Here is a 20549-nt window from a genome sequence, read left to right as displayed (position 1 = left end):
GAATTAATCAGTGCTTCCCTAGTGGGAAAGCGGCTGCAGGGTTGTATCATAAGGACGCCCTTTACTTCGCATCCACCAGCTTGCTCACTTCTTCGCCGAAGTACTTGTTTTCCAGTTCCGCCAGCTTACCTTCCTGTTTCAGTTCGCCCAACGCTTTGTCCACGTCCGCTGCCAGTTCTTTATCATTCTTATTGATCACCGGATAGGTGGGGATTGCTTTGTAGCGGAAATAGCTGAGTTTATCTTTGAAGTCCTTATAGGGCGCATCAGGAGCTTCCACGTTTTTCTTGTAGGCCAGCTCGATGGCAAAGTAGCCGTCATACCTTCCTTCCAGCACCCAGGTGTAGGCATCGGCTACCTGGAAGTTTTCGGAGGCTTCCAGCTTTACCGGATGGTCCGGATGGGCGGCGTTGTAGTCTTCAATCACCTGGTACTGGGCATTCTGGGGAGCAATGGGTACCAGTTTCTTTCCTGCTTTGGCGAAGTCATCCAGATTCTTAATGGTATCTGCATCCTCTTTGCGGATAGTCACGCCAATGACACTGGCGGCAATGTAATTCTTCGTGAAAATATATTTCTTTTCCCTGGCCGGTGTCTTCCAGGCGCCTTTGGTACCGATGTCGTACTTGCCTGATTCCACGCCGATAAGAAGGTCGTCATCAGAGGTCGGTACGAACCGGAATTCATACTGCGGAAGTTTTTTGGCCACTTCCTTCATCACCGCCACTTCCATGCCGTCGGATTTGTTGTCATCATCCACAAAATCATAGGGGAAATAATGGGGCGTATGGGCCACCTTGACGATTTTCTTTCCGCCGTTTCCGGAAGCACCGGCTTTGGCCGCATCCCCCTTGTTTCCGCCGCAGCCTGCTGCGGTCAGTGCGATTCCCAAAGTTCCTGCAATCAATGCTGCCTTGATTAAAGTTTTCAGTTTCATCATGTCCCGCTCCCTTATTTTGTATACTTATCTGCTGCTTCACGAACCCATGCCAGATGGTTCACATCGGTATCCCGCGGTATGGTGCAGTCCGCTCCCAGAATGACGCCGGTGGTGCCCACTTCATCCAGAATCTTTTTCGTTTCCTCTTCGATTTCCTCCCGGCTGCCCCGGTAAATCACATCCTTTTCCGTCTGTCCGAAGCCGCCGATGACTGCTTTTCCATGGAAGAGCTCTTTCCCTTCCTTCAGGGGAACCCCTTCTACCTTCACCGCCCAGTTCACTGCCTGGAATGGATAATCCTTGTACCATTCCAGGTGATTGTGGAAACCGTGGTACCCGCAGATGTGAAGGATATTGCTGCCCTTTGCTGCATTGGCTGCCTCCAGAATGCGGATTTCATAGGGAGCCACATATTTTTTATATGCATCTTCCGTCAGTCTGTCATAGCTTACGTTGTTTACGGAAAGGTAGATACCGTCCACGCCGCCTTCTTCGATCAGCCCTCTGGCCAAATCCGCATAATCTTTGGAAATTACGTCGAATACGTGGGCCGTTTCTTCCGGATATTCCTGAATCCAGGAAGCAATGTCCACCGGATGACCAAGAGAAGCCTGCATGAACTCAATGGTTCTTGGCACAGCGAAAAGGTTGTAGAAGAGGGGTACTTCCTTTCCGTAAAGGGCGGTCAGCTTCTTTGCATAGCCGATCTGGAATCGGTACCAGTCCAAATCTTTTCCCAGAGGCCTGATGTCCTTCAGTTCCTTTGGCGATGTCAGGGGCTTCTTCAGTGCCTCCAGGGGATAGCTGAAATAGCCATCGGTCATGATTTTAATGAGATCCGGCTGGAAGGCTTTGTAGAAATCGGCCTGTCCTGCCAGTACCGTATCCGTCAGTTCCGGATGGGCAAAGGCATCGAATCCTGTTTCATCGCCCAGGAAATGGTGCCAGAACCCCACCGGCACCCGGTCTGTTTTTTCATTATGGAAAACTTTTGAAATGAAGTCTCTTCTGCTTTCTGTCATGTGATGTCTCCTTTTTATAAGAAATACTGTTTCCGGTTTCCGTTTTCTTGTTTCCTGCTAAAAAATTACCCTTTTACATCGGCGGTTTCCATTCATGGCACGGCCTCCTGTATATAAAAAAGACCTCATCCAAAGGGACGAGGTCTTACGTTTCCACCCAATTTCACCGGCCATACGACGGCCGGTTTCTGCAGGCACCAGTCAGTGCCCTCCGCTGTAACGGGCGTCCCCGATGTGACCTACTGACCTTCAGCCACCGGCTCCGAAATGCACTTCCCCTTCCTATCCGTATCCGCTTTCACTGTCCGGACTCGCTTAACCGTTTTTAGAAAGGTACTCTTTTCTTCCCTGCCTTTTGGTATCAATGTATCATTGGAAATATGCCGCCGGGGCTTTCCGCCCCGGCGCATGGCGGATACGGGCTTTTCAAAGTCCCGTTCCTATTCTTCTGCTCAGAGTCATGAAACTTCTGCGAATCGGGCACCTGTTCCCGTTCTGCCTTTCACAAGGCGAAGTCTTTCCGATCCCTGTCAGCCTGTAACCTTACTTTTTATAAAACTGATGGAATGCGGGAGAAGAGATGCCCAGGAACAGGAGGCATCCTGCCAGACCCCATTCCAGTTCATTCAGTTTCTTTGCAATCAGTCTGCCCATTCCTTTTCATCCTTTCTTCATAGAAATCAAAAAGCTCCCGTCCCATAAGGGACGAGAGCTGTGCTTCGTGTTTCCACCCAATTTCATATGCCTGTCACCAGGTATACCTTAAGAGGTTCTAACAAACCCTGACTCTGTATCGGGAGTTCCCGGGAAGGCCTACTGTCATTTCAACCTGCCAAACTCAGAAATGCACTTCAGCACCCTATCCGTATCCGCTTTCACTCTCCGGACTCGCTTGGCCGTCATCAGGCTGCCTACTCTTTTCTTCATCGTTTCGTTGTGAGTAATTTACCACGGCTTGAAAGAGTTGTCAAGAGATTTTTTGAAAATTTATTGTCAAGCCTGCTTCTCCCTACTCCACATAGTCCTTCATTTTTACGGTAATAAGGGAAGAAACGCCCTTTTCCGCCATGGTGACTCCCTGGAGGGTATCGGCAAATTCCATGGTTTTCTTTCTGTGGGAAATGACGATGAACTGAGTCTTCTTTTTGTAGTCCGCAATCATGCGGCTGTACCTTTCCACATTGGCGTCATCCAGGGCCGCATCGATTTCATCCACAAAGCAGAAAGGCGCCGGACGGTAGGCCATGAAGGAAATGAGAAGGGCGATGACGGTAAGTGCCCTTTCGCCGCCGGACATGAGGGTCAGAGGCTGACGCTTTTTCCCCGGCAGCTGGAGGTACATTTCCACACCGCCGTCCAGAGGATGGGCCTCGTCGGTGAGTTCCAGCCTTGCCTTTCCTCCCTGGAACATGAGCTGCATAATGCGGCCGAATTCCTTATTGATTTCCCCGAAGGCTTCGCCGAACTGCTCCGTCATGGTCTTATCAATGTCACGAATTACCGTTTCCAGCCCATTTCTGGCTTTGGTCAGATCCTCGATCTGCACCTCATAGAACTTTCTCTTTTCCAGCTGTTTGGCGTAGTCCTCTTCCCCGTTGGGATTGACGGCTCCAAGTTCCGCCAGTTTTCCTGCCAGCCTTTCCTCTTCCTTTTTCATATCCTGCATGGAGCCGGGGAGCCGCAGGGCCTCTGCCTCCCGAAGGGTCATGTGGCTTTCCTGGAGACGCTTGATTTCTTCCGCCTCCTGGGCTTTGAAATTGTCGATGCGCCCCTGCCGTTCCGCCATGTCCCTTTTCACTCTGGCAGACTGCTCCTGGGTCTTGCGCCAGGACTCTTCCAGCTTCTTCTGTTCCATGGCAAAGCTGTCCGAATCATCCTGCATGCGGGACTGGTTCTGCCGGTGGGACTGCCAGAGGGCTTCCGCTTTCCGGAAATCGGTTTTCAGCTTTTCCATTTCCGACGTCAGGGACAGAAGGAGTTTTCCGTTTTCTTCCTTATCCTTTTCCAGCTTTTCCCTGTCCGCCTTCTGCTCTGCCAGTGCCTTTTCCCGATCCTCCTTCATCCGTTTTCCGAAGGCGAGGGATTCCCGGGCCTTTGTAAGGGACACATGAATGGTAAGGATTTCCTGGTTCTTTTCTTCCAGTGTTTTTTTCAGCCTGCTGCTTTCCTTATCCTCCCCTGCTTCCGGAATGTCTGCAAGGGCTTTGATTCTTTCGGAAATATCCTTGATCTTTCCATCCTCTTCTTCCATTTCCGCAAGGCGCCGCCCTGCCTCTTCTTCCGCTTTCTCTGCCGCCAGGCTGTGGTCCTTTATGGTGTTCTCCAAACCTTCCCGCTGGGCGGTAAGGGATGCCAGTTCCACCTTCAGTGCCTGCCAGGATTCCCTTTCTTCCATCACCCGGCGGGCCAGGGCATCACAGGCCTCCCCTTCCGCTGCCAGCGCCTTTACATATTCCTTGAGCTCCTCGGATTTTTCCTTTTCCTCCTGGGAAAGGGTGCTGATTTCCTGTTTCCTGCCAAAGAAGGTATTTTCCTTCTTTCTCATGGAACCGCCGGTCATGGAACCGCCGGCATTCACCACCTGGCCATCGAGAGTCACAATGCGGAGCCGGTAGCGGTACTTCTTTGCCACCTGCCGTGCATCATCCAGGGTTTCTGCAATGAGGGTTTTCCCCAAAAGGGAGTTCAGAAGCTCCCGGTACTGTGGCTGGCAGATGAAAAGTTCGGAAGCAATGCCGCAGATTCCCTTCTCCCGGGCCGCCTCCTGTTCCTGACCGCCGTAGCCGAAGGAGCGCATGGATTCCAGAGGGAAGAAGGTAGCCCTGCCCAGGCGCCTTTCCTTCAGCCAGCGGATAATACGGCCTGCAGCTTCCGTCGTATCGGTGACGATACAGGAAATCCGGCTTCCCAGAGCCACTTCCGCCGCTGCGGTGTAGGCCTTTGGCACTTCAATCAGTTCCCCCAAAAGTCCATGAATGGAATTTCCAAACTGTTCCCGGTGGGCCATGATATTTTTCACTGCCATGGAAAAGTCGGAGTATTCCTTTTCCGCCCGCTCCAGATAACTCTTTCTGGAACGGATGGCGGAAAGGGCAGACTCCCGTTTCCCTTTTTCATTCATCATGGAGAAACGACGGTCTTCCTTCTGCTTCAAAAGAAGGCTGTCCTTCTTTCCCTGCTCTTCCAGTTCAGAAAGCCGGGCTTTCGATTTTTCTTCCTTCTTCTTCATGACCTTCGATTCTTCCGTCATCTTTTCCAGAAGATCTTTCTTCTCCTGAAGGGAAGAAAGGGCTTCCTCCCTTTCCTTCTGCAGGCGCTCCCTGTTTTCCCTTCCATGGGACAGCTCCTGCTCCAGCCTCTCTTTCTCTGCGATTTTCTGCCGGTTGACTGCCAGCTTTTCCGCATAGGCAGATTCAGAAAGGGCAAGGGCCTTCTCCAGTTCCGCCTTTTCCCTTTCCGCCGCTTTCCGTTTTTCGTCCCACTGGCGGAAGTCTTCCACAAAGCCCTGGTACTCTTCTTCGCCGCTTCGGATTTCCTCAGCCAGTTCCTGTTCCGCTTCCTGCTGATCCTCTTCTTCCGCAGCCAGTTCTCCCTTCTTCTCCTCCGCATGGTGGAGTGCTTCTTCCTTCACTCGGAAATCGCCGCGGAGATCTTCCATTTCCTTCTGGGCCTCTGCTGTTTTCTGTCCCAGATTTTTCAGTCCCTCCTGGAAATCAAGGGCCTGCTTTTCCAGCTTTTCCCTCTCCGCTGCAAAGGAAGAAAGGGCAGTTTCCCATTTCACATCTTCCTCTTCCAGATTTCTGTACTCCGTCTCGTAGCGGGACAGCATACGGCCGATGGAAGTCAGCTTCAGCACCGACATAGATGCATTCACTGCTGCCTTCTTCTTCATGAGCTCCTTGTAAATCTTCGCCTTTTCCGCCCCTTCCTTCAAAGGAACAAGCTGCTCATCCAGAAGGGCCACCATGTCCTGCACCCTGTCCATATTTTCCGCCGTCTTCTCCAGCTTGCGGAGCCCCTCATTTTTTCTCATGCGGTACAGACTGATGCCTGCCACGTCCTCAAATATGAGCCGCCTCTCATCAGGCCGGGCCGTAAGCACCTGGTCCACCCGGTTCTGTCCGATGATGGCAAGAGACCCTTTTCCAAGGCCCGTATTGGCCAGAAGCTCCTGGATATCCTTCAGCCGGCAGGTGCGCTTATTGATTTTGAAATCACTGTCCCCGTTGCGAAGAAGCCTTCTGGTAATGGACACTTCCGTAGTATCCAGGGGAAGCTCATGGGCCGAATTATCCAACACCAGCTGAACTTCCGCCCCGTTCTTCGCCTGTCTGGACTCGGAGCCGGAAAAAATGATATCCTCCGCCTTCTGCCCCCGAAGGTTCCTCACATTCTGCTCCCCCAGCACCCAGCGCACCGCATCGGAAATATTGCTCTTCCCGCAGCCGTTGGGCCCAACGATGACAGTCATGCCATCCGCAAATTCTATGGTGGTCTTATCTGCAAAGGACTTGAACCCCTGCAGTGTCAAACGCAGTAATTTCATGGTATCTCCTTGTTCTCGTTTTTCAATGCTATCGCTCCTTATTATACAGGAAATGGGGGAAGTCTGCAGGGGGGAGAATCGTTTCCTGTCTCTATGAAAAGCCATGGTGTCATACCGGATAAGAAACTATGCGCATAAAGTTTCCTAAATGGTTTCCTGCCGCTACGCGCCGCCCAGTGTCATGCCACAGCGTGCCTGAGAGGCAGCAAAAAACTGCGAAAGGCTGAGCTTTCGCAGTTTTTATGGTTCTTATTCTCCGAATACCGGCGGCAGAGGACTGTCGTCAGAGGGCATGGGCGGCAGCGGGGAGTCGCTGCTGTCTGTTTCTTCTTTCTTCGGTTCCTCTCCGGGAGCGTAAATGGAGTGATATTTGAAGAGGTTTTCCACTTGGGTGTGGTTGATGGTTTCTACTTCCATCAGTGCCTTGGCCATGGCGTGGAGCACAGGCAGATTATCTGTCAGTGTCTGCATGGTGTCATTGTAGGCTTCATCCAGGTATTTGTGCATTTCTTCGTCGATAATGGTAGCCACGGTTTCGCCGTAGTTCCTTTCGGATCCCAGCTGTTTACCCAGGAAAATCTGCTCCTGGTGTTCGCCGAAAATCATGGGTCCCAGGCGGTCGCTCATGCCCCATTCCATAATCATTTTACGGAGGATGCCGGTTACCTGCTGCAGGTCGCCGGAAGCGCCGCTGGAGATTTCGTTGAAAATAATCTTTTCAGCGCACCTGCCGCCAAGAGCCACACGGATCTGGGCCAGAAGGTGGGATTTGGTAATGAAGGACCGTTCTTCATGGGGAAGCATCATGGTATAGCCGCCAGCCTGTCCGCGGGGGATGATGGTGACTTTATGTACCGGGTCTGCATCCTTCAGAAGGGTTGCCATGATGGCATGGCCCGATTCATGGTAGGCGGTGAGTTTTCTTTCTTCATCGCTCACTTTGTGGCTCTTTCTTTCAGGGCCGTAGGAAACCTTTTCAGAAGCCTCTTCCAGGTCGGACATGGAAATGGTCTTCCTGTTGTCCCTTGCTGCCAGAAGGGCTGCTTCATTCAGCATGTTGGCCAGGTCGGCCCCGGTAAAGCCCGGTACTTTCTTGGCAATGGTAGGCAGATCCACATCCGGTTCCAGCGGCTTGTTTCTTGCATGGACACGGAGGATTGCGATACGACCGCGAAGGTCAGGACGGCCTACCACCACACGCCGGTCGAAACGGCCGGGACGGAGCAGCGCCGGGTCCAGAATATCCGGACGGTTGGTCGCTGCCAGGGTAATGATGCCTTCATTGGAACCGAAACCATCCATTTCAACCAGGAGCTGGTTCAATGTCTGTTCCCGTTCGTCATGACCGCCGCCCAGTCCGCTTCCGCGCTGACGGCCTACGGCATCGATTTCATCGATAAATACAATACAGGGGGCATTCTTCTTCGCCTGGGAAAAGAGGTCGCGCACACGGGATGCGCCTACGCCTACGAACATTTCTACAAAGTCGGATCCGGAAATGGAGAAGAAAGGAACCTTTGCTTCCCCTGCCACTGCCTTGGCCAGAAGGGTCTTGCCGGTGCCTGGAGGTCCGACCAGAAGGACGCCCTTCGGGATTTTGGCGCCGATAGCTGTATAGCGGCCCGGATTTTTAAGGAAGTCCACCACTTCGGACAGTTCTTCCTTGGCTTCATCTTCCCCGGCCACATCGTTGAAGTTCACGTGAACCTGGCCTTCGCCGGTCATTTTAGCTCTGGACTTGCCAAAGCTCATAACCCGTCCGCCGCCTCCCTGGGTCTGGTTCATCATCCAGAACCATACGGCAATAAGGATTACAATGGGGAGCAGATTGGACAGAAGGCTCATCCACCATGCCGGCTGTTCCGGCGGTTTGGCGGTAATGGCCACATTGCCGTCATTCAGCTTATTTAGAAGCTGGGTGTCATTGTCCGGAATGTAAGTGGCAAATTCAGTGCCGTCTTTCATTTTTCCGGTAACTGCGTTATTTGTCATCACAACGGACGAAACATTCTTCTTTTCCACCTGGGAAATAAAATCGCTGTAGGTGATTTCCGAATGCTTTTCCTGGGGATGAACAAATGTATTGAATATGGACACTGCGATGATGATCAGAAGCACGTAGAGTGCCACATTCTTGATAAATTTATTCAATATATTCCTCCTTCTCATGATCTGTGCAATAAAAGCCCATTTGACCGGTTAGGGAAGCGCTGATGAAATCGCTGTCTGCTTCCCTGTCCACCCCGCTGACTAAGTAACAAGTAGATTGAGACTTTTAAATCAGTAATTAATTCTACCATTTTTAGGAAATTTAAGCAACAGGATTGTTTATAATCCTATGAATTCCGGTCGGAAGCGTACCAAAGGCTGCCCCTGTATGGTTAAGCCTTTGTATATACCCGGCTGTCCAGCACGCAGACATCCGGAAGATTTCTGTATTTTTCCGCATAGTCGCAGCCGTAGCCTACGATAAATTCATCGGGAATATCAAAGCCCACGTATTTTACGTCCACTTCCTTTTCCCGTCTTTCCTTCTTGTTGAGGCAGATGGCCAGTTCCACGGAAGCGGCGCCTCTCTGTTTCAGAAGGGGTACCAGGGCGCTCATGGTAATGCCTGTATCGATGATATCTTCCACCACAATCACATGTTTGCCGCGGATATCACGGTCCAGGTCCTTTTTAATATTCACATGGCCGGAGGAAACGGTGCTGTTGCCATAGCTGGATACGCACATGGTGTCCAGGGTAACCGGCAGATCAATGGAACGCATCAGGTCGCAGAGGAAGGGCATGGCCCCTTTCAGGATACCTACCAGCACTACCTCTTTCCCTTCATAGTCCCTGGTAATTTCTTCGCCCAGTTCCTTCACTCTCTTTTCAATCTGTTCTTTAGTAATCAGTACGGTTTTAATATCTTTTCCCAGGTTTTTCATGTTTTTGGTTCAATCTCCTTATCCCTTAAGGTGAGTGTCAGAAGGAGAAATGACTTTGTCTCCTCCGTCACCCTGCACAACCGGCTTCCTCTAAAGAAGGCGGTCCAGTAAATATGATTTTCATCAGCCACCACAGGCCATAACCGGCGAAGAGGCGCTGGAATTCCCTTTTCCTGGAGAATAGAGAACACCTTCTTCTTTCCCATCATGCCCAAAGGCTCCATGTAGTCTTCCTTTTCCGCCATCCGCAGGGTCAGAGCCCCTGCCCCACAGGCGTCAAGAAGATACTGATTTCGGCCTGCTTCCACCGGATGCGGCAGCTTTTCCACTGTCAGCACCCATGGGCCTGCCGTCAGCTTCTCCACATGGTTATCTTTTATTATACCAGTTTCTCTCCCTGCAGGCTTTTCTTTTTCCATATTTTTATAAAAAAAGGAGAGCAGATCTCCCTCGTTGATAGAATCATTTCTGGAGCTTCCCGGAAAGAAGCAGAAAAAGGGGCCTGCTATTTCCAGCACGGCGCCGGAAGAGGATGTTTTCTGCCCCTCTTTTCCCTGCTCCGCCAGAAGCTTCATCCGCTCCACGCCCTCTGCATCGGGGCTTCGCTGCGCCATTTCCATCACCGCCCGGCGGATGATTCTGCGCTTCATGGCCGGATGGAGGCCATTCCATCTCGCCCTTGGGAAAATAAGAAGGGTGCCTTCCCTTTTGAAATGGACCGCTTCCCTTTCTTCTTCTTTTTCCATGAAATCTTCTTCATCCCGGAAGATCTGAGCCTCCCTGGAAAGGGTGGTCACCAGGTTCGGATTGAAGGAAAGCAGCCGGGGCATGAGCTCCAGCCTGATTTTATTTCTGGTGGCATTAGGAATATCATTGGTCTCATCATGACAGGGCGTTACATGGAAAGAAGAAAGGAAATCGGCGATTTCCTTTCTTGTGACAGCAAGAAAAGGCCGGATGAAAATGTTCCTCCGGGGCTGTATGCCGGCCATGCCTTTGGTGCCGCTTCCGCGAAGCAGATGGAAGAGAATAGTTTCCGCCTGGTCATTTTCATGATGGGCCAGAGCGATTTGAGTGCACTTTCCTTCTTCCGCCGCTTCTTTAAGTGCCTTGAACCGAAGAATGCGGGCCACCGTTTCCACAGAGCCCCGATTTTCCCTTCTTGCCGCCGGAACATCCACGTCCTTCCGGATAAAGGGGATATGAAAAAGGCGGCATACTTCCCTTACGTATTCCGTTTCCCCTTCCGCCGCTTTCCGGAGATGATGGTTCACGCAGCAGCATATCACATGGATGCCTTCCGGCCCCTCTATTTCCTTTAGAAAAAGGAGGAGTCCCAGGGAGTCCGGGCCGCCGGATACGGCAGCCAGAATGGAGTCTCCCCTGGCCCATAAACCATGCCGGCGGGCAAAGGTCAGCACTTTTTCTTGAAATGATTTCTTATTCATGACTCTTTAGCCGGTTTCAGCACATCCGCATCCAGAAGGCCTTCGGACAAATCCCTGTCGCTTACAATGATTTCCGGCAGGGCGAAGTATTCCATAAGCGCATCCAGAATGGCTACGCCTGCCACGATAATATCCGCTCTTTCCGGCATGAGCCCCGTCAAATGGCACTTATCGTCATAGGACATGGCGCAGAGCTTCTTCAGCATGCGGTTCACATCATCCTGGTGAATGACAAAGTCCTGCACTTTGGCTGAATCATACACTTCCAACTCCTGCAGCATGGCTGCCATGGAAGTCACCGTGCCGCCAACTCCGATCCACCGTTTCACATTCTTCACAGACTGCATGAGTTCCGTATGACGGAAAAGATCAAAGCAGTGCTTTTTCAGCTCCGCTACACCCCGGGGCGTAGTAGTATCGAACTGCTTGGAGCAGCGCACGCAGCCCAGGCGGAAACTGTGACGCATGCCGATGTCGGTGCCGAAGCCCATGCAGATTTCCGTGGAGCCGCCGCCGATATCCACCACCGACGTCACCACGCCGGACGTGCCTGCCGCGCCGATATAGCTGTAATAGGCCTCTTCCTTGCCGGACAGAATCCGCACGGGAATGCCCACGGCACTGGTCACCTCATCAGAAAAAGCAGGGCCGTTGGCAGCATCCCTCATGATGGAGGTGCCGTAGGCAAATATTTCATCCGCCCCTTCAAGGCGGGCAGCAGCAGCAAATTCCTCTATCGCCTTCAGAGTCCTCTCCTGCGGCCCCTTGCCGATATAGGCCTTGTCCGTCATTCCTTCACCGAGCCGGGTGCTGCGAAGATCCTTTTTCAGAATCTTCCACTCCTCCTTTTCATCTTTTTCTGCAAGCAAAAGACGAACTGAATTAGTCCCGATATCGATAATCGCACGCATCATATGCCCCCTGTAAAAAAATAAGGGAGCACCCGGAAAGCACTGATTAATTCATAAATTCTGCTTCTACAAATAAAAGCAGTGTGCGATTTAATCAGTGCTTCCCTGGCTGCCCCCTTCAAATCCAAATCAGTCAGAACGCCTTGCGCCCCGTCCGCCTCTCTTGGACTCCACATTTCTCTTCAAATCAAGAAGTCTTTCGTCGCTGTCCTTCAGGAAACGGCTGAGCTTATCTTCGAAAGAAGCGGGTGCTTCCTTCTTGGCCGGACGGAATCCGCCGGAAAAAGAACGGTTATACTGCGGTCTTTCAGAGCGGAAGGACTCGCCTTCTCCCTCTTCCTGGCGGCGTTCGAAGGGACGATGTCCCTCACGGCCGTGGAAATCATTTCTTTCATGGAAATCGCGGCGTCCCTGGCGGTCATGGTGGAAACGATCCTGCTTCTTTTCCTCTTTCCCGGAAACAGGCTGGGCCTGTTTGATGGACAGGGCAATCTTGCCCCTCTCATCAATGGTAATGACCTTCACCTTCACCTTATCTTTTACCTTAAGATAATCATTCACATCACTTACATATTCGTTCGCCACTTCGGAAATGTGAACTAGCCCCACCTTATTATCCGGCAGTTCCACGAATGCGCCAAACTTTGCGATACCGGTAATGGTACCTTCTACGATATTACCGACTTCTAAAGCCATGAGAAAAAAATACATCCTCCCTGAAAAACCTAAATAGAAATATTAATCTGATTATACGAGATTTCCCAAGGAATAGCAATAGGAATAATAAGGGAAAAAGGCCCCTCCCATGACAGGAAGAGGCCCATCAGTCACCTTTCTATGACTTCAAAATGACGGTCTCCCTTCCTCTTCTTCCCGTCCAGCGGCGAATGCCCCACTGCCACCGCCAGAATGGGAGAAATCCCCTCCGGCAGGTGAAGCATTTTCAGATAATCCGCATCCCTTCCAAGAAGACGGATGAAACCGAAAAGGATGATGGAAGAAAGGCCCAGATCCGCCGCCTTCAGATGAATATGCTCGGCAATAATGCCTGCATCAAAGCCCTCCAGATTCTCCATCACATCCTTCGTGCGGCAGATGAGGATGAGAAGCGGGGCTTCATAAATCATATGGGCCTTTCCCGCCTTCTCTCCGCCCTCCGTGCTGATACGCCGGAGCACTTCCTCATCCCTTACTACCACCAGGGCATAGCCTTTGTCATTATGGTGCCCCACCGATGCCTCTTCCGCTGCGTGGATAAGAGCTTTGATTTCCTCTTCAGAAACCGGCTCATCCGTATAAGAACGGACAGACTTTCTTAAAGCTAATACTTCATCAAATTCCATAATTCCTCCTATTCTTCGCCAATGCGGAATGCAGGAATCCGGGGCGTAAACCGCCTTGCCCGCTGGGGCATGGGCGTATGGCCCACCGCCACCGCCATGGCAGGCTTCAGGCCTTCCGGAAGATGGAGGGCCTGGAAATACTTCCCGTAGCCTTCCACCTTGTTCAGGGTACGGATAAAACTGTAAATGCAGATGGAGCCAAGGCCCAGGTCTACCGCCTTCAGATGCATGTTCTCCGCCATAATGCCTGCATTGAGCTTTATGGAATCCTCCCTGGCCTCGGGCGTATTCATAATGAGAAGCAGCAGCGGCGCTCCGTAAATAGGATTGCCCCTGCCAGACAAGGCCTGGTTTTCTTCCGTGAGAAGATCCAGCACCTTCTTATTCGTAATAGCGGCAATGGCATAATTTTTGAAATCAAAATGCCCCACCGGCACCTTCTCCCCTGCCGTTACAATCTTCTCAATATCCTCTTCGGACACCGGCTCATCCGTATACCGGCGCACCGAACTCCTCACATCAAGCACATGATCAAATTCCATGACATGACTCCTTTCTGTTTCTACCTGACGCCTTTGTCTTTCACCTCAATAGGAAACTCTCACCTGTTAAGAATATTCGACAGCAGGGCTCCTGCCATTTCATAGTCATCCACCATGACGCACCAGGGGGTATCCTTTCCCTTTTCATAGAAGCAGAGGGGCCCTTTCCCCAGTTCTACATGGTCAATATCTGAAAGTTCAGCGGTGATTCTGTCCGTTTTGCTGCGGAAGCCTACCCGCTGGGAGGTAATCCAGAAAGCGCCTTTGTCCCCTTCTTCAAAGAGGCTTTTGTCTTCCCTGTTTTCGCAGCTTCCCACTTTGAAGGGCTTTCCTTTGGCAATGATGGTGCCCCGGTCGCCAAGAGGCTTCTTTGCCTTCATGAACCGGGCGGCGGCAGTGAAATGGAGCTCTTCCCCGTCCCTGTATTTCACATTGGCATACTCCCTGTTGACCTTCGGCATGAGGCCCTCTTCCTGGATTTTATAGAGAGCATTGCACCTTTTAGCAATGGTTTCATACTTGTATTTCCCGTCTTCCTTCATCATGTAGCAGAGCTTCAGCATATCCGTAAACATGTCGTATTCATCGTCATTCATGTAGCCCTCATGGTAGAGCTTTTCAAAGGCTTTGTCACAGGCCAGCGCCTGGGCCCGGGCCAGCTGCTTGTTGCCCAAACCCTTTTCCTTGGCATAGGCGATGAAACTTTCCAGCCGGTCTGCATCCAGCTCATCCTTCACCGCTGCCTCCGCCATGCGGCTGGCATACTCTTCTATATATTTATCTTTTCCTGCGCCAAACAGATTAAAAAACAAAGGTATCGCCTCCATCATATGCAACCCGGACTTAAAAAGAAATGGACTCCAGAGAGCGCTCCATCACCCTTTCCGCATAGTCCCTTTCTTTTGTATTGTAAATATAGTCAAAGGAAATGTATTTCCCGTCTTTCACAAAAATATAGCTGGTATTATGGTCTCCCTGGTCATCGAAATCCAGACGCAAGCCGTCTCTTCCATGGAAAGAGCCGAAGAGGAACTTCACATTCTCCACATACCGGCCGGTGCTTTCCCCTGCCAGCTTGCTTTTGAAATGGGCCATCACATTTTCCTTATCCCCATCCGATAAATGGGACAGACTGGAAGGGAGGAAACTGAACTCCCTGTTTTCCGATATGGGAAGAGCCACGACCCCTGTCATAAGCAGCCTGTTTCCTGCCACCAGCACATGATCCGGTGCCACCGGCGGATCATAATCCACCTTCATGGAAGCAGGAATATCATAGGTATAGGGAGTTCCCTTCACATTGACCTTTTGCATGGGTGTGTAAAAAGTAAGGGTATCCATGAGCTGCTTCACAACGGGATCATTCTTTTTCCGGTCCCCCTCCTTCATGGTAAAGGAAATCATGGCCGTGCCTTCCTGCCGAAGAAACAGGTAGCGCATCACCGAGAAGGCGCCATCCTTACCCTGGCCTGTGGTTTCTGCAAAAAGAGCCGTGCCGGCCCCTGTTTTTACCTTTTTAAGGGACAATTTCTTTTCGCCGGACCGGGCTATGCTTTCCGTCAGGAACTGCTCCGCCTTCTTTTCCTGCTCCTTCATCTTCTCCATGCCATAGGGCTGGCCATAGGCCCTGGACAGAATGGAAAGGGCTATGCCCTCATCCGGCAGGAACGCCTGGTACACCGCCTCGCCGGATTTCTCATTTTCCACCCGGTTTCCCGGAATAGTCATGGAAAGCCCGCTGGCCCTGTTATCGTACACATACGTCCCTGCCGGCGCCTCTTCCACCGCCGCCGGCCTGTCCTCTTCCCCCATAACCGCACCAAAAGGCACTAAAAGCGCCAGCGCCATGAGAGGAATTACCGCTGATTTTTTCATGGATTCATCCTGCCTTCCTCCGGAAAAGGCTGATGAAATGAATCAGCCCTCCGTTCATGCTATAATCATATATATCATAGCAGGAATTACCAAATAAGGAAATCAGTTTTCAAAAGGAGGTCTCTCTTATGCAGTTCAAAAAAATTCTTGTGCCCGTAGACGGCTCCGGCACCGCCGACAACGCCCTTCGCTACGGTGTAGAAATGGCAGGCACCTACCATGCGGATTTATATGTGGCCGTGGTGGCAGACATCGGAGAAGCGGCTTACCCCCTGATGCAGGTAAACCTGGACCGCAACGGCTTTGCCTCCATCAGGGAAAAAGCGGAAGCGGTGATGGAAAGAATCAAGAAACAGATTCCTGAAACGATCCGCTTCACCCCCATCATCCGCACCGGCGTACCGGGCAGCGTCATCACCTCCCTGGTGGACGAAGAAAACATCGACCTCATCATCATGGGAAACAGCGGCAAAGGCTCCCTCTCCTCCTTCATCATGGGCAGCGTCAGCCAGTACGTTATCCACCATGTGAAAGTGCCGGTGCTGATTATTAAGTAAGGGGCCTTTGCAGCCCCGGGTTCAGTGTAGAAGAGGGTTCAAAGGGTTCAGAAGAGAAGGTATCGCCTGACGGCGATGCATATGAAGCCTGACGTTACGCACTACCCTTTGTGTTTCCGATACTGCATAACGTACCGCCATACCTGTACTTTTCAATAAAAAATCCCGCCGAGGCGGGATTTTTTATTTCGTACCATATTTTTCCAGAAACTCTTCCATTGATATGGGCCGGCTGTAGTAGAAGCCCTGGAAGTAGTCGCAGCCCATAGCTCGGAGTCCTTTGACCATGTCTTCCGTTTCCACCCCTTCTGCGGTGACGGTGAAACCCAGGTCGTGGAGACCGTTCACCAGGCTGGGCAGGTAGGGATCCGGTTTTCGGAAGTGGGCGCGGACCAGGGACATGTCGATTTTGATACCGGAAAGGGGAATGCTTTTGATGCGGCTGGCATTGGCACGACCGGTGCCGTAATCGTCCAGCACCATGGGATAACCCAGTTTCCTAAGGCGCCTGATCTGCTCCAGACCGCCGGGCCCCAGGGCCCCCTGTTCCGTGATTTCCAGATGGAGGAAGGCGGGGGAAATGTCATAGAGTTTTCTGATGCTTTCCAGCTTTTCCGGCAGGTTTCTATCCAGGCACTGCACGGGAGACACATTCACATTGATCCATTTCATGCCGCATCTGTCCATGCCTCCCTGACTGATGAAAGCGCACACCTTTTTGAACACCTGGAGTCCCAGGATGGCTACGGAGCCACTTGATTCTGCGGCCGGGATAAATTCGCCAGGAGGCACCAGTCCTCCCTTTCCATCGGACAGGCGGACCAGGGCTTCCGCCCCTTCCGGTTTCCCTGTCTGTCCATTCATCAAGGGCTGCAGGTACACCAGAAGGCTGTCCCGTTCCAGGGAATCTATAAGAAGCCGCCGCACCTCAACCTGTCTTGCTACTTTGGCCTGGTAGTCCCTGCCTATGATGAAGTCTTCCTGCCCTACGCCTTCGGCTACTTCAAAGGCAAAGGTAATCACCTCCATCAGCTCTTCCACGTCAGGAAACAGGAGCCCTTCCTCCAGACTGCAGCAGCAGATGTCGAAGAAGGCGGAACGCTCTCCCTTTGTCCATGCTTTCCGGAAACGGCGGTGCAGTCTGTCTGCTTCCTCGGGGCCGTCTATTTTTCTCCTGAAAAGGAGGAAGAAACGTCCGCTGCCCAGATAGAATGCATCGCCTCCGTCAAATTCCTTAACCAGGAAGCGGCCAATATTTTCCAGAAAACTGTCGATGAAGGCACTGCCGTAAAGTATGCGGCCCTCTTCATAATCTTTGATAACAAAGCCAAGTCCATGGATACCGCAGCTCCTGATACGGTCCCGGGCCACCAGATGGAAGGCCGCTTTATTCAGAACCTTTGTCTGATGTTCCAGATAGAAATCGGGATTTCTCACAGTGAGGTAAAGGATAAAGGAAGCCAGTGTGAAAAAGCAGCCTGCAAAAAGAACCTGCGGGAAAAGCAGGCGGCCCCACAGGCCGAAAAGAAGGACCAGGAGGCAGAAAGCAAAGCCCATATTTCTTCTGAAGCTGTTGCTTTTTCGCCTAAGCCACACAAGAATCAGGGAAAGTCCTGCAAAGAAGGCAAGATAAACCAGGTTGACTTCACGGAAAAGCAGTGCCAGTTCGAGGGGATTGGCACCGGTCATGCTGTCTTCCCCGAAATAAAGGATACCTGCCGCCACCGGAAGAAAGGCAATCCACCGGATGCGCTTTCCTCCATAATCATCGGCCTGCAGGGCATCGCAGAAATAATAGAAGAGGAAATAGTTTTCCAGAAGCACACTGCAGAAGAAAAAGAGGGTCAGGAAAGGCAGTTCTTCCTTCCTGCCCATTGAGTCCGTATACACAAGGAGAAGATCCGTAAGAAAGATCACCATGTTCCAGCCCATGAGCACCAGAAAGGAGCGGGACTCCCGAAGGGGCAGCTGCCGCCGGCTCAGGTAGAAGAAAAAGAGAATCAGCTGCACCGGTATGGCCGCCAGAAAGAAATGGATATTAGGTACCCCAATGGCTGTTAACACATGGTACACCCCTTCCTCTACAGGAAAATTCACAGGTATCACTGCCCCTTCCGGGAGCGTAAATCATAAAAGCAGAATATTTCAGGTTCCATACATCTTTTCAAACTGCGAAAGGGTGAGGGGCGGAGCAAAGTAGAACCCCTGCAGGGAGGTGCATCCCATGGCGGAAAGGCTGTCCGCCATTTCCTTTGTTTCCACCCCTTCCGCAGTCACCTCATAGCCCGACTGCCGCATGCCTTTGATAAGATTGGGAATATAGGAATCGGGATGGTCGAAATGACTGCCCACCAGGTGGCCATCCAGCTTGATACCGGCCACGGAAATCCTGTTCATCCGCTGGCGGTTGGAATAGCCGCTGCCATAATCATCCAGCACCAGGGTATATCCCCTTTCCACCAGCTCATTCACCCTTTGGTAGCCGCTGTTTCCCATGGCCGCCTGCTCTGTGATTTCAAGACGGACAGCCGACACAGGCACCTCATGCGCCTTACGAAGCGCATCCAGCTTATCCGGCAGGTGCCGGTCCAGGCACTGCATGGGGGAGAGATTCACCTGTATCCATTTCATTCCCCAGCGCTGGGGCTTCTTTTCCTGGATAAAGCGGCATACTTTCCCGAAAACCTCCAGCCCCAGAAGGGAAATGGACCCATTTCCCTCTGCCGCCGGAATAAACTCATCAGGCAGCACCAGGCTTCCGTCCCTGTCCTTCAGCCGCACCAGCGCTTCTGCCCCCAGAATGCGGTAGGTACCTGCCTCCATCAAAGGCTGCAGGAAAATTTCCGCGCTGTTATTGGCCAAAGCCTCTGCAAGAAGCCGCCGTACATGAAATTTGCGATGCAGCTGTTCCATGTAGCCCTGATTCACGGTGATTTCCTTCACTGCCACCCCTCTGGCCTTCTGGAAACCATCTGCCAGGGCCTGCCGGAATTCTTCCCAGGGAGGAAATAAAACTTCCTGATCCACATAAACACAGGCAATATCAAAGAAGGCGGTTCTTGTCCCCTGGGTCCAGGACGCTCTGAACCGCTGTCTTAATGTATCGGCAGCCTCTTCGGTCTTTTCCAAAGGAGTCATAAGGAAGAAGCGCCCGCTCCGCAAGTAAAAGCCGCAGCAGAAAGGCAGCTCCCGGCGGATATATTTTCCTATTTCAAGAAGGAAGCTGTCAATAAAGGCTTCCCCGTAGAGAATACGGCTCTGTTCAAATCCTTTGATTACAAAGCCAAACCCGTGGAGCCTGCGTCCCCTGGTCCGGTCTGTATACACCAGATGGAGAGCCGGCCCGTTCAGAAGATTCGTTTCGTCATCCACATAGAAATCAGGATTTCGCAGGGTGAAATAAGCCACCAGCACCGCCAGGGTTACAAAATATCCCATAATGGGCATGTACCTGAATTCTGTCCGCAGAAAAAGTCCGATAAGAACAAGAGCGCCGCAGACAAAAAAAGAGAAATTCCTTCTCAGTCCGTTTTCCCTCCATTTCAGAAGAACCAGAAGATTGGGCAGAAGGATATAGAAGCCATAGCAGTAATACACTCCGCCGTACACCGGGCCATCCTTAAAGGGCACTTCCGGCGAAGAGGCAAAGAAAAATCCCGTCCAGGGGGTGGTGAAAAGGAATAAAAGCATCACCCACACAGGCAGGAATACAACCGCCCTGGTCCAGCGCCCCGCGAAGCGGGGGATATGAAGGGCATCTGCCGTATATAAGAGGAAACCGGATGCGGTGAGGAGAAAACAGGCAAAGTACAAAATATTCCAGAAATAAAGAACCGTGGCCGGCGTGCCTTTCACCGTTACGCCGCAGGCCATGATGTCCGTCACCAGCGTGGAAAGGTTCAGCACCATGAGGTATAGGAATGACCGGGACTCCGAAATCGGCAGATGACGCCGTCCCAGATAATACACAATCATAATCAGCTGCAGCGGAATGGCCGCCAGAAAAAAGTCGAGATTATACCTGCTTTGAAAAAGCCAATCCATAGGCGCACCTCTTCCCCGCTGCCCCGTGCAGCACAACTTCATTTGATATAAAACTGCAAAGGCGGAAAAGGCGAATCAATCCCTCTTTGCGTTCCGAAAAACTCTTTTTGCAAATTCTTTTTGGCTGTTATTATACTCTATTATACTCCTATCCATGATACTTTATAAACCAATTTGTAATATAAATTGCCGGGACAGGCCAAAAGAACATGGATGGCTGGTATGGGCTGCTGCACTTTCCTATTTCCGGATTCCCGGCGCGTACCCCTTGTCCGCCGCTTCCACCGCCAGGCCGATTAAACTTTTATGTCCTGTCTTGCGAAGCATATTGCTCACATGGAAGCTGACAGTTCGTATGCTGATATGCAGTTCATCTGCTATTTCCTTG

At 51.6% G+C, this 20549-nt stretch carries 16 protein-coding genes; 1 reads left to right on the top strand and 15 read right to left on the bottom strand.

Features of this window, described 5'->3' with window-relative positions; genetic code table 11:
• Window positions 1-61 precede the first annotated feature (61 nt).
• The 12 genes from B2Y11_RS03450 to B2Y11_RS03395 all read right to left on the bottom strand — a co-directional run bounded on the left by B2Y11_RS03450 (window position 62) and on the right by B2Y11_RS03395 (window position 15560).
• On the bottom strand, window positions 62-940 hold the full coding sequence (locus tag B2Y11_RS03450; RefSeq protein ID WP_291056249.1) for a transporter substrate-binding domain-containing protein: 879 nt from the start codon (window positions 938-940) through the stop codon (window positions 62-64).
• 11 nt (window positions 941-951) lie between these two features.
• Window positions 952-1962 (bottom strand): uroporphyrinogen decarboxylase family protein, encoded by a 1011-nt coding sequence (locus B2Y11_RS03445; RefSeq protein WP_291056246.1) that lies wholly within the window; start codon window positions 1960-1962, stop codon window positions 952-954.
• Between the two features lie 1009 nt (window positions 1963-2971).
• On the bottom strand, window positions 2972-6508 hold the full coding sequence (gene smc, locus B2Y11_RS03440) for a chromosome segregation protein SMC (protein ID WP_291056244.1): 3537 nt from the start codon (window positions 6506-6508) through the stop codon (window positions 2972-2974).
• Window positions 6509-6757: 249 nt separating this feature from the next.
• On the bottom strand, window positions 6758-8659 hold the full coding sequence (gene ftsH / locus B2Y11_RS03435) for an ATP-dependent zinc metalloprotease FtsH (protein ID WP_291056242.1): 1902 nt from the start codon (window positions 8657-8659) through the stop codon (window positions 6758-6760).
• Between the two features lie 230 nt (window positions 8660-8889).
• Complete coding sequence (hpt, locus tag B2Y11_RS03430; RefSeq protein ID WP_291056241.1) at window positions 8890-9441, bottom strand: hypoxanthine phosphoribosyltransferase; 552 nt, start codon at window positions 9439-9441, stop codon at window positions 8890-8892.
• Window positions 9438-10889 carry a tRNA lysidine(34) synthetase TilS gene (gene tilS / locus B2Y11_RS03425; RefSeq protein WP_291056238.1) on the bottom strand — a complete coding sequence of 484 codons (1452 nt, stop codon included), beginning with the start codon at window positions 10887-10889 and terminating at the stop codon, window positions 9438-9440. The genes hpt and tilS overlap by 4 nt, the downstream gene beginning before the upstream one ends.
• Window positions 10886-11803 (bottom strand): Ppx/GppA phosphatase family protein, encoded by a 918-nt coding sequence (locus B2Y11_RS03420; RefSeq protein WP_291056236.1) that lies wholly within the window; start codon window positions 11801-11803, stop codon window positions 10886-10888. The genes tilS and B2Y11_RS03420 overlap by 4 nt, the downstream gene beginning before the upstream one ends.
• A 126-nt stretch (window positions 11804-11929) precedes the next feature.
• Window positions 11930-12496, bottom strand: a complete 567-nt coding sequence (locus B2Y11_RS03415; RefSeq protein WP_291056233.1) for a S1 RNA-binding domain-containing protein — start codon at window positions 12494-12496, stop codon at window positions 11930-11932.
• Between the two features lie 131 nt (window positions 12497-12627).
• The gene (locus B2Y11_RS03410; protein ID WP_291056231.1) at window positions 12628-13143 is read right to left on the bottom strand and encodes a nitroreductase family protein; all 516 of its coding nucleotides are present in this window, start codon (window positions 13141-13143) and stop codon (window positions 12628-12630) included.
• 8 nt (window positions 13144-13151) lie between these two features.
• Window positions 13152-13685, bottom strand: a complete 534-nt coding sequence (locus tag B2Y11_RS03405; protein ID WP_291056228.1) for a nitroreductase family protein — start codon at window positions 13683-13685, stop codon at window positions 13152-13154.
• Window positions 13686-13744: 59 nt separating this feature from the next.
• The gene (locus B2Y11_RS03400; RefSeq protein ID WP_291056226.1) at window positions 13745-14497 is read right to left on the bottom strand and encodes a hypothetical protein; all 753 of its coding nucleotides are present in this window, start codon (window positions 14495-14497) and stop codon (window positions 13745-13747) included.
• 31 nt (window positions 14498-14528) lie between these two features.
• The gene (locus B2Y11_RS03395) at window positions 14529-15560 is read right to left on the bottom strand and encodes a hypothetical protein (protein ID WP_291056223.1); all 1032 of its coding nucleotides are present in this window, start codon (window positions 15558-15560) and stop codon (window positions 14529-14531) included.
• Window positions 15561-15688: 128 nt separating this feature from the next.
• Between B2Y11_RS03395 and B2Y11_RS03390 the strand changes: the two genes are divergently transcribed.
• Window positions 15689-16117, top strand: a complete 429-nt coding sequence (locus B2Y11_RS03390; protein ID WP_291056221.1) for a universal stress protein — start codon at window positions 15689-15691, stop codon at window positions 16115-16117.
• Window positions 16118-16300: 183 nt separating this feature from the next.
• On the opposite strand, the gene B2Y11_RS03385 is transcribed toward B2Y11_RS03390, so the two are convergent.
• The 3 genes from B2Y11_RS03385 to B2Y11_RS03375 form a co-directional block, all read right to left on the bottom strand.
• A complete protein-coding gene (locus B2Y11_RS03385; protein WP_291056218.1) occupies window positions 16301-18214 on the bottom strand; it encodes an EAL domain-containing protein in 1914 nt (637 codons plus the stop codon).
• Between the two features lie 48 nt (window positions 18215-18262).
• Window positions 18263-20161 carry an EAL domain-containing protein gene (locus B2Y11_RS03380; RefSeq protein WP_291056215.1) on the bottom strand — a complete coding sequence of 633 codons (1899 nt, stop codon included), beginning with the start codon at window positions 20159-20161 and terminating at the stop codon, window positions 18263-18265.
• A 240-nt stretch (window positions 20162-20401) separates the two neighbouring features.
• Window positions 20402-20542 (bottom strand): LuxR C-terminal-related transcriptional regulator, encoded by a 141-nt coding sequence (locus B2Y11_RS03375; protein ID WP_291056263.1) that lies wholly within the window; start codon window positions 20540-20542, stop codon window positions 20402-20404.
• Window positions 20543-20549: the final 7 nt, after the last annotated feature.

It is taken from the genome of Dialister sp. UBA1703 (genome assembly GCA_002320515.1).
In the GTDB taxonomy this organism is placed as follows: domain Bacteria; phylum Bacillota; class Negativicutes; order Veillonellales; family Dialisteraceae; genus Dialister.
Note: the sequence above shows the minus strand (reverse complement) of the source record. Positions and strands in the feature narration are given on the sequence as shown.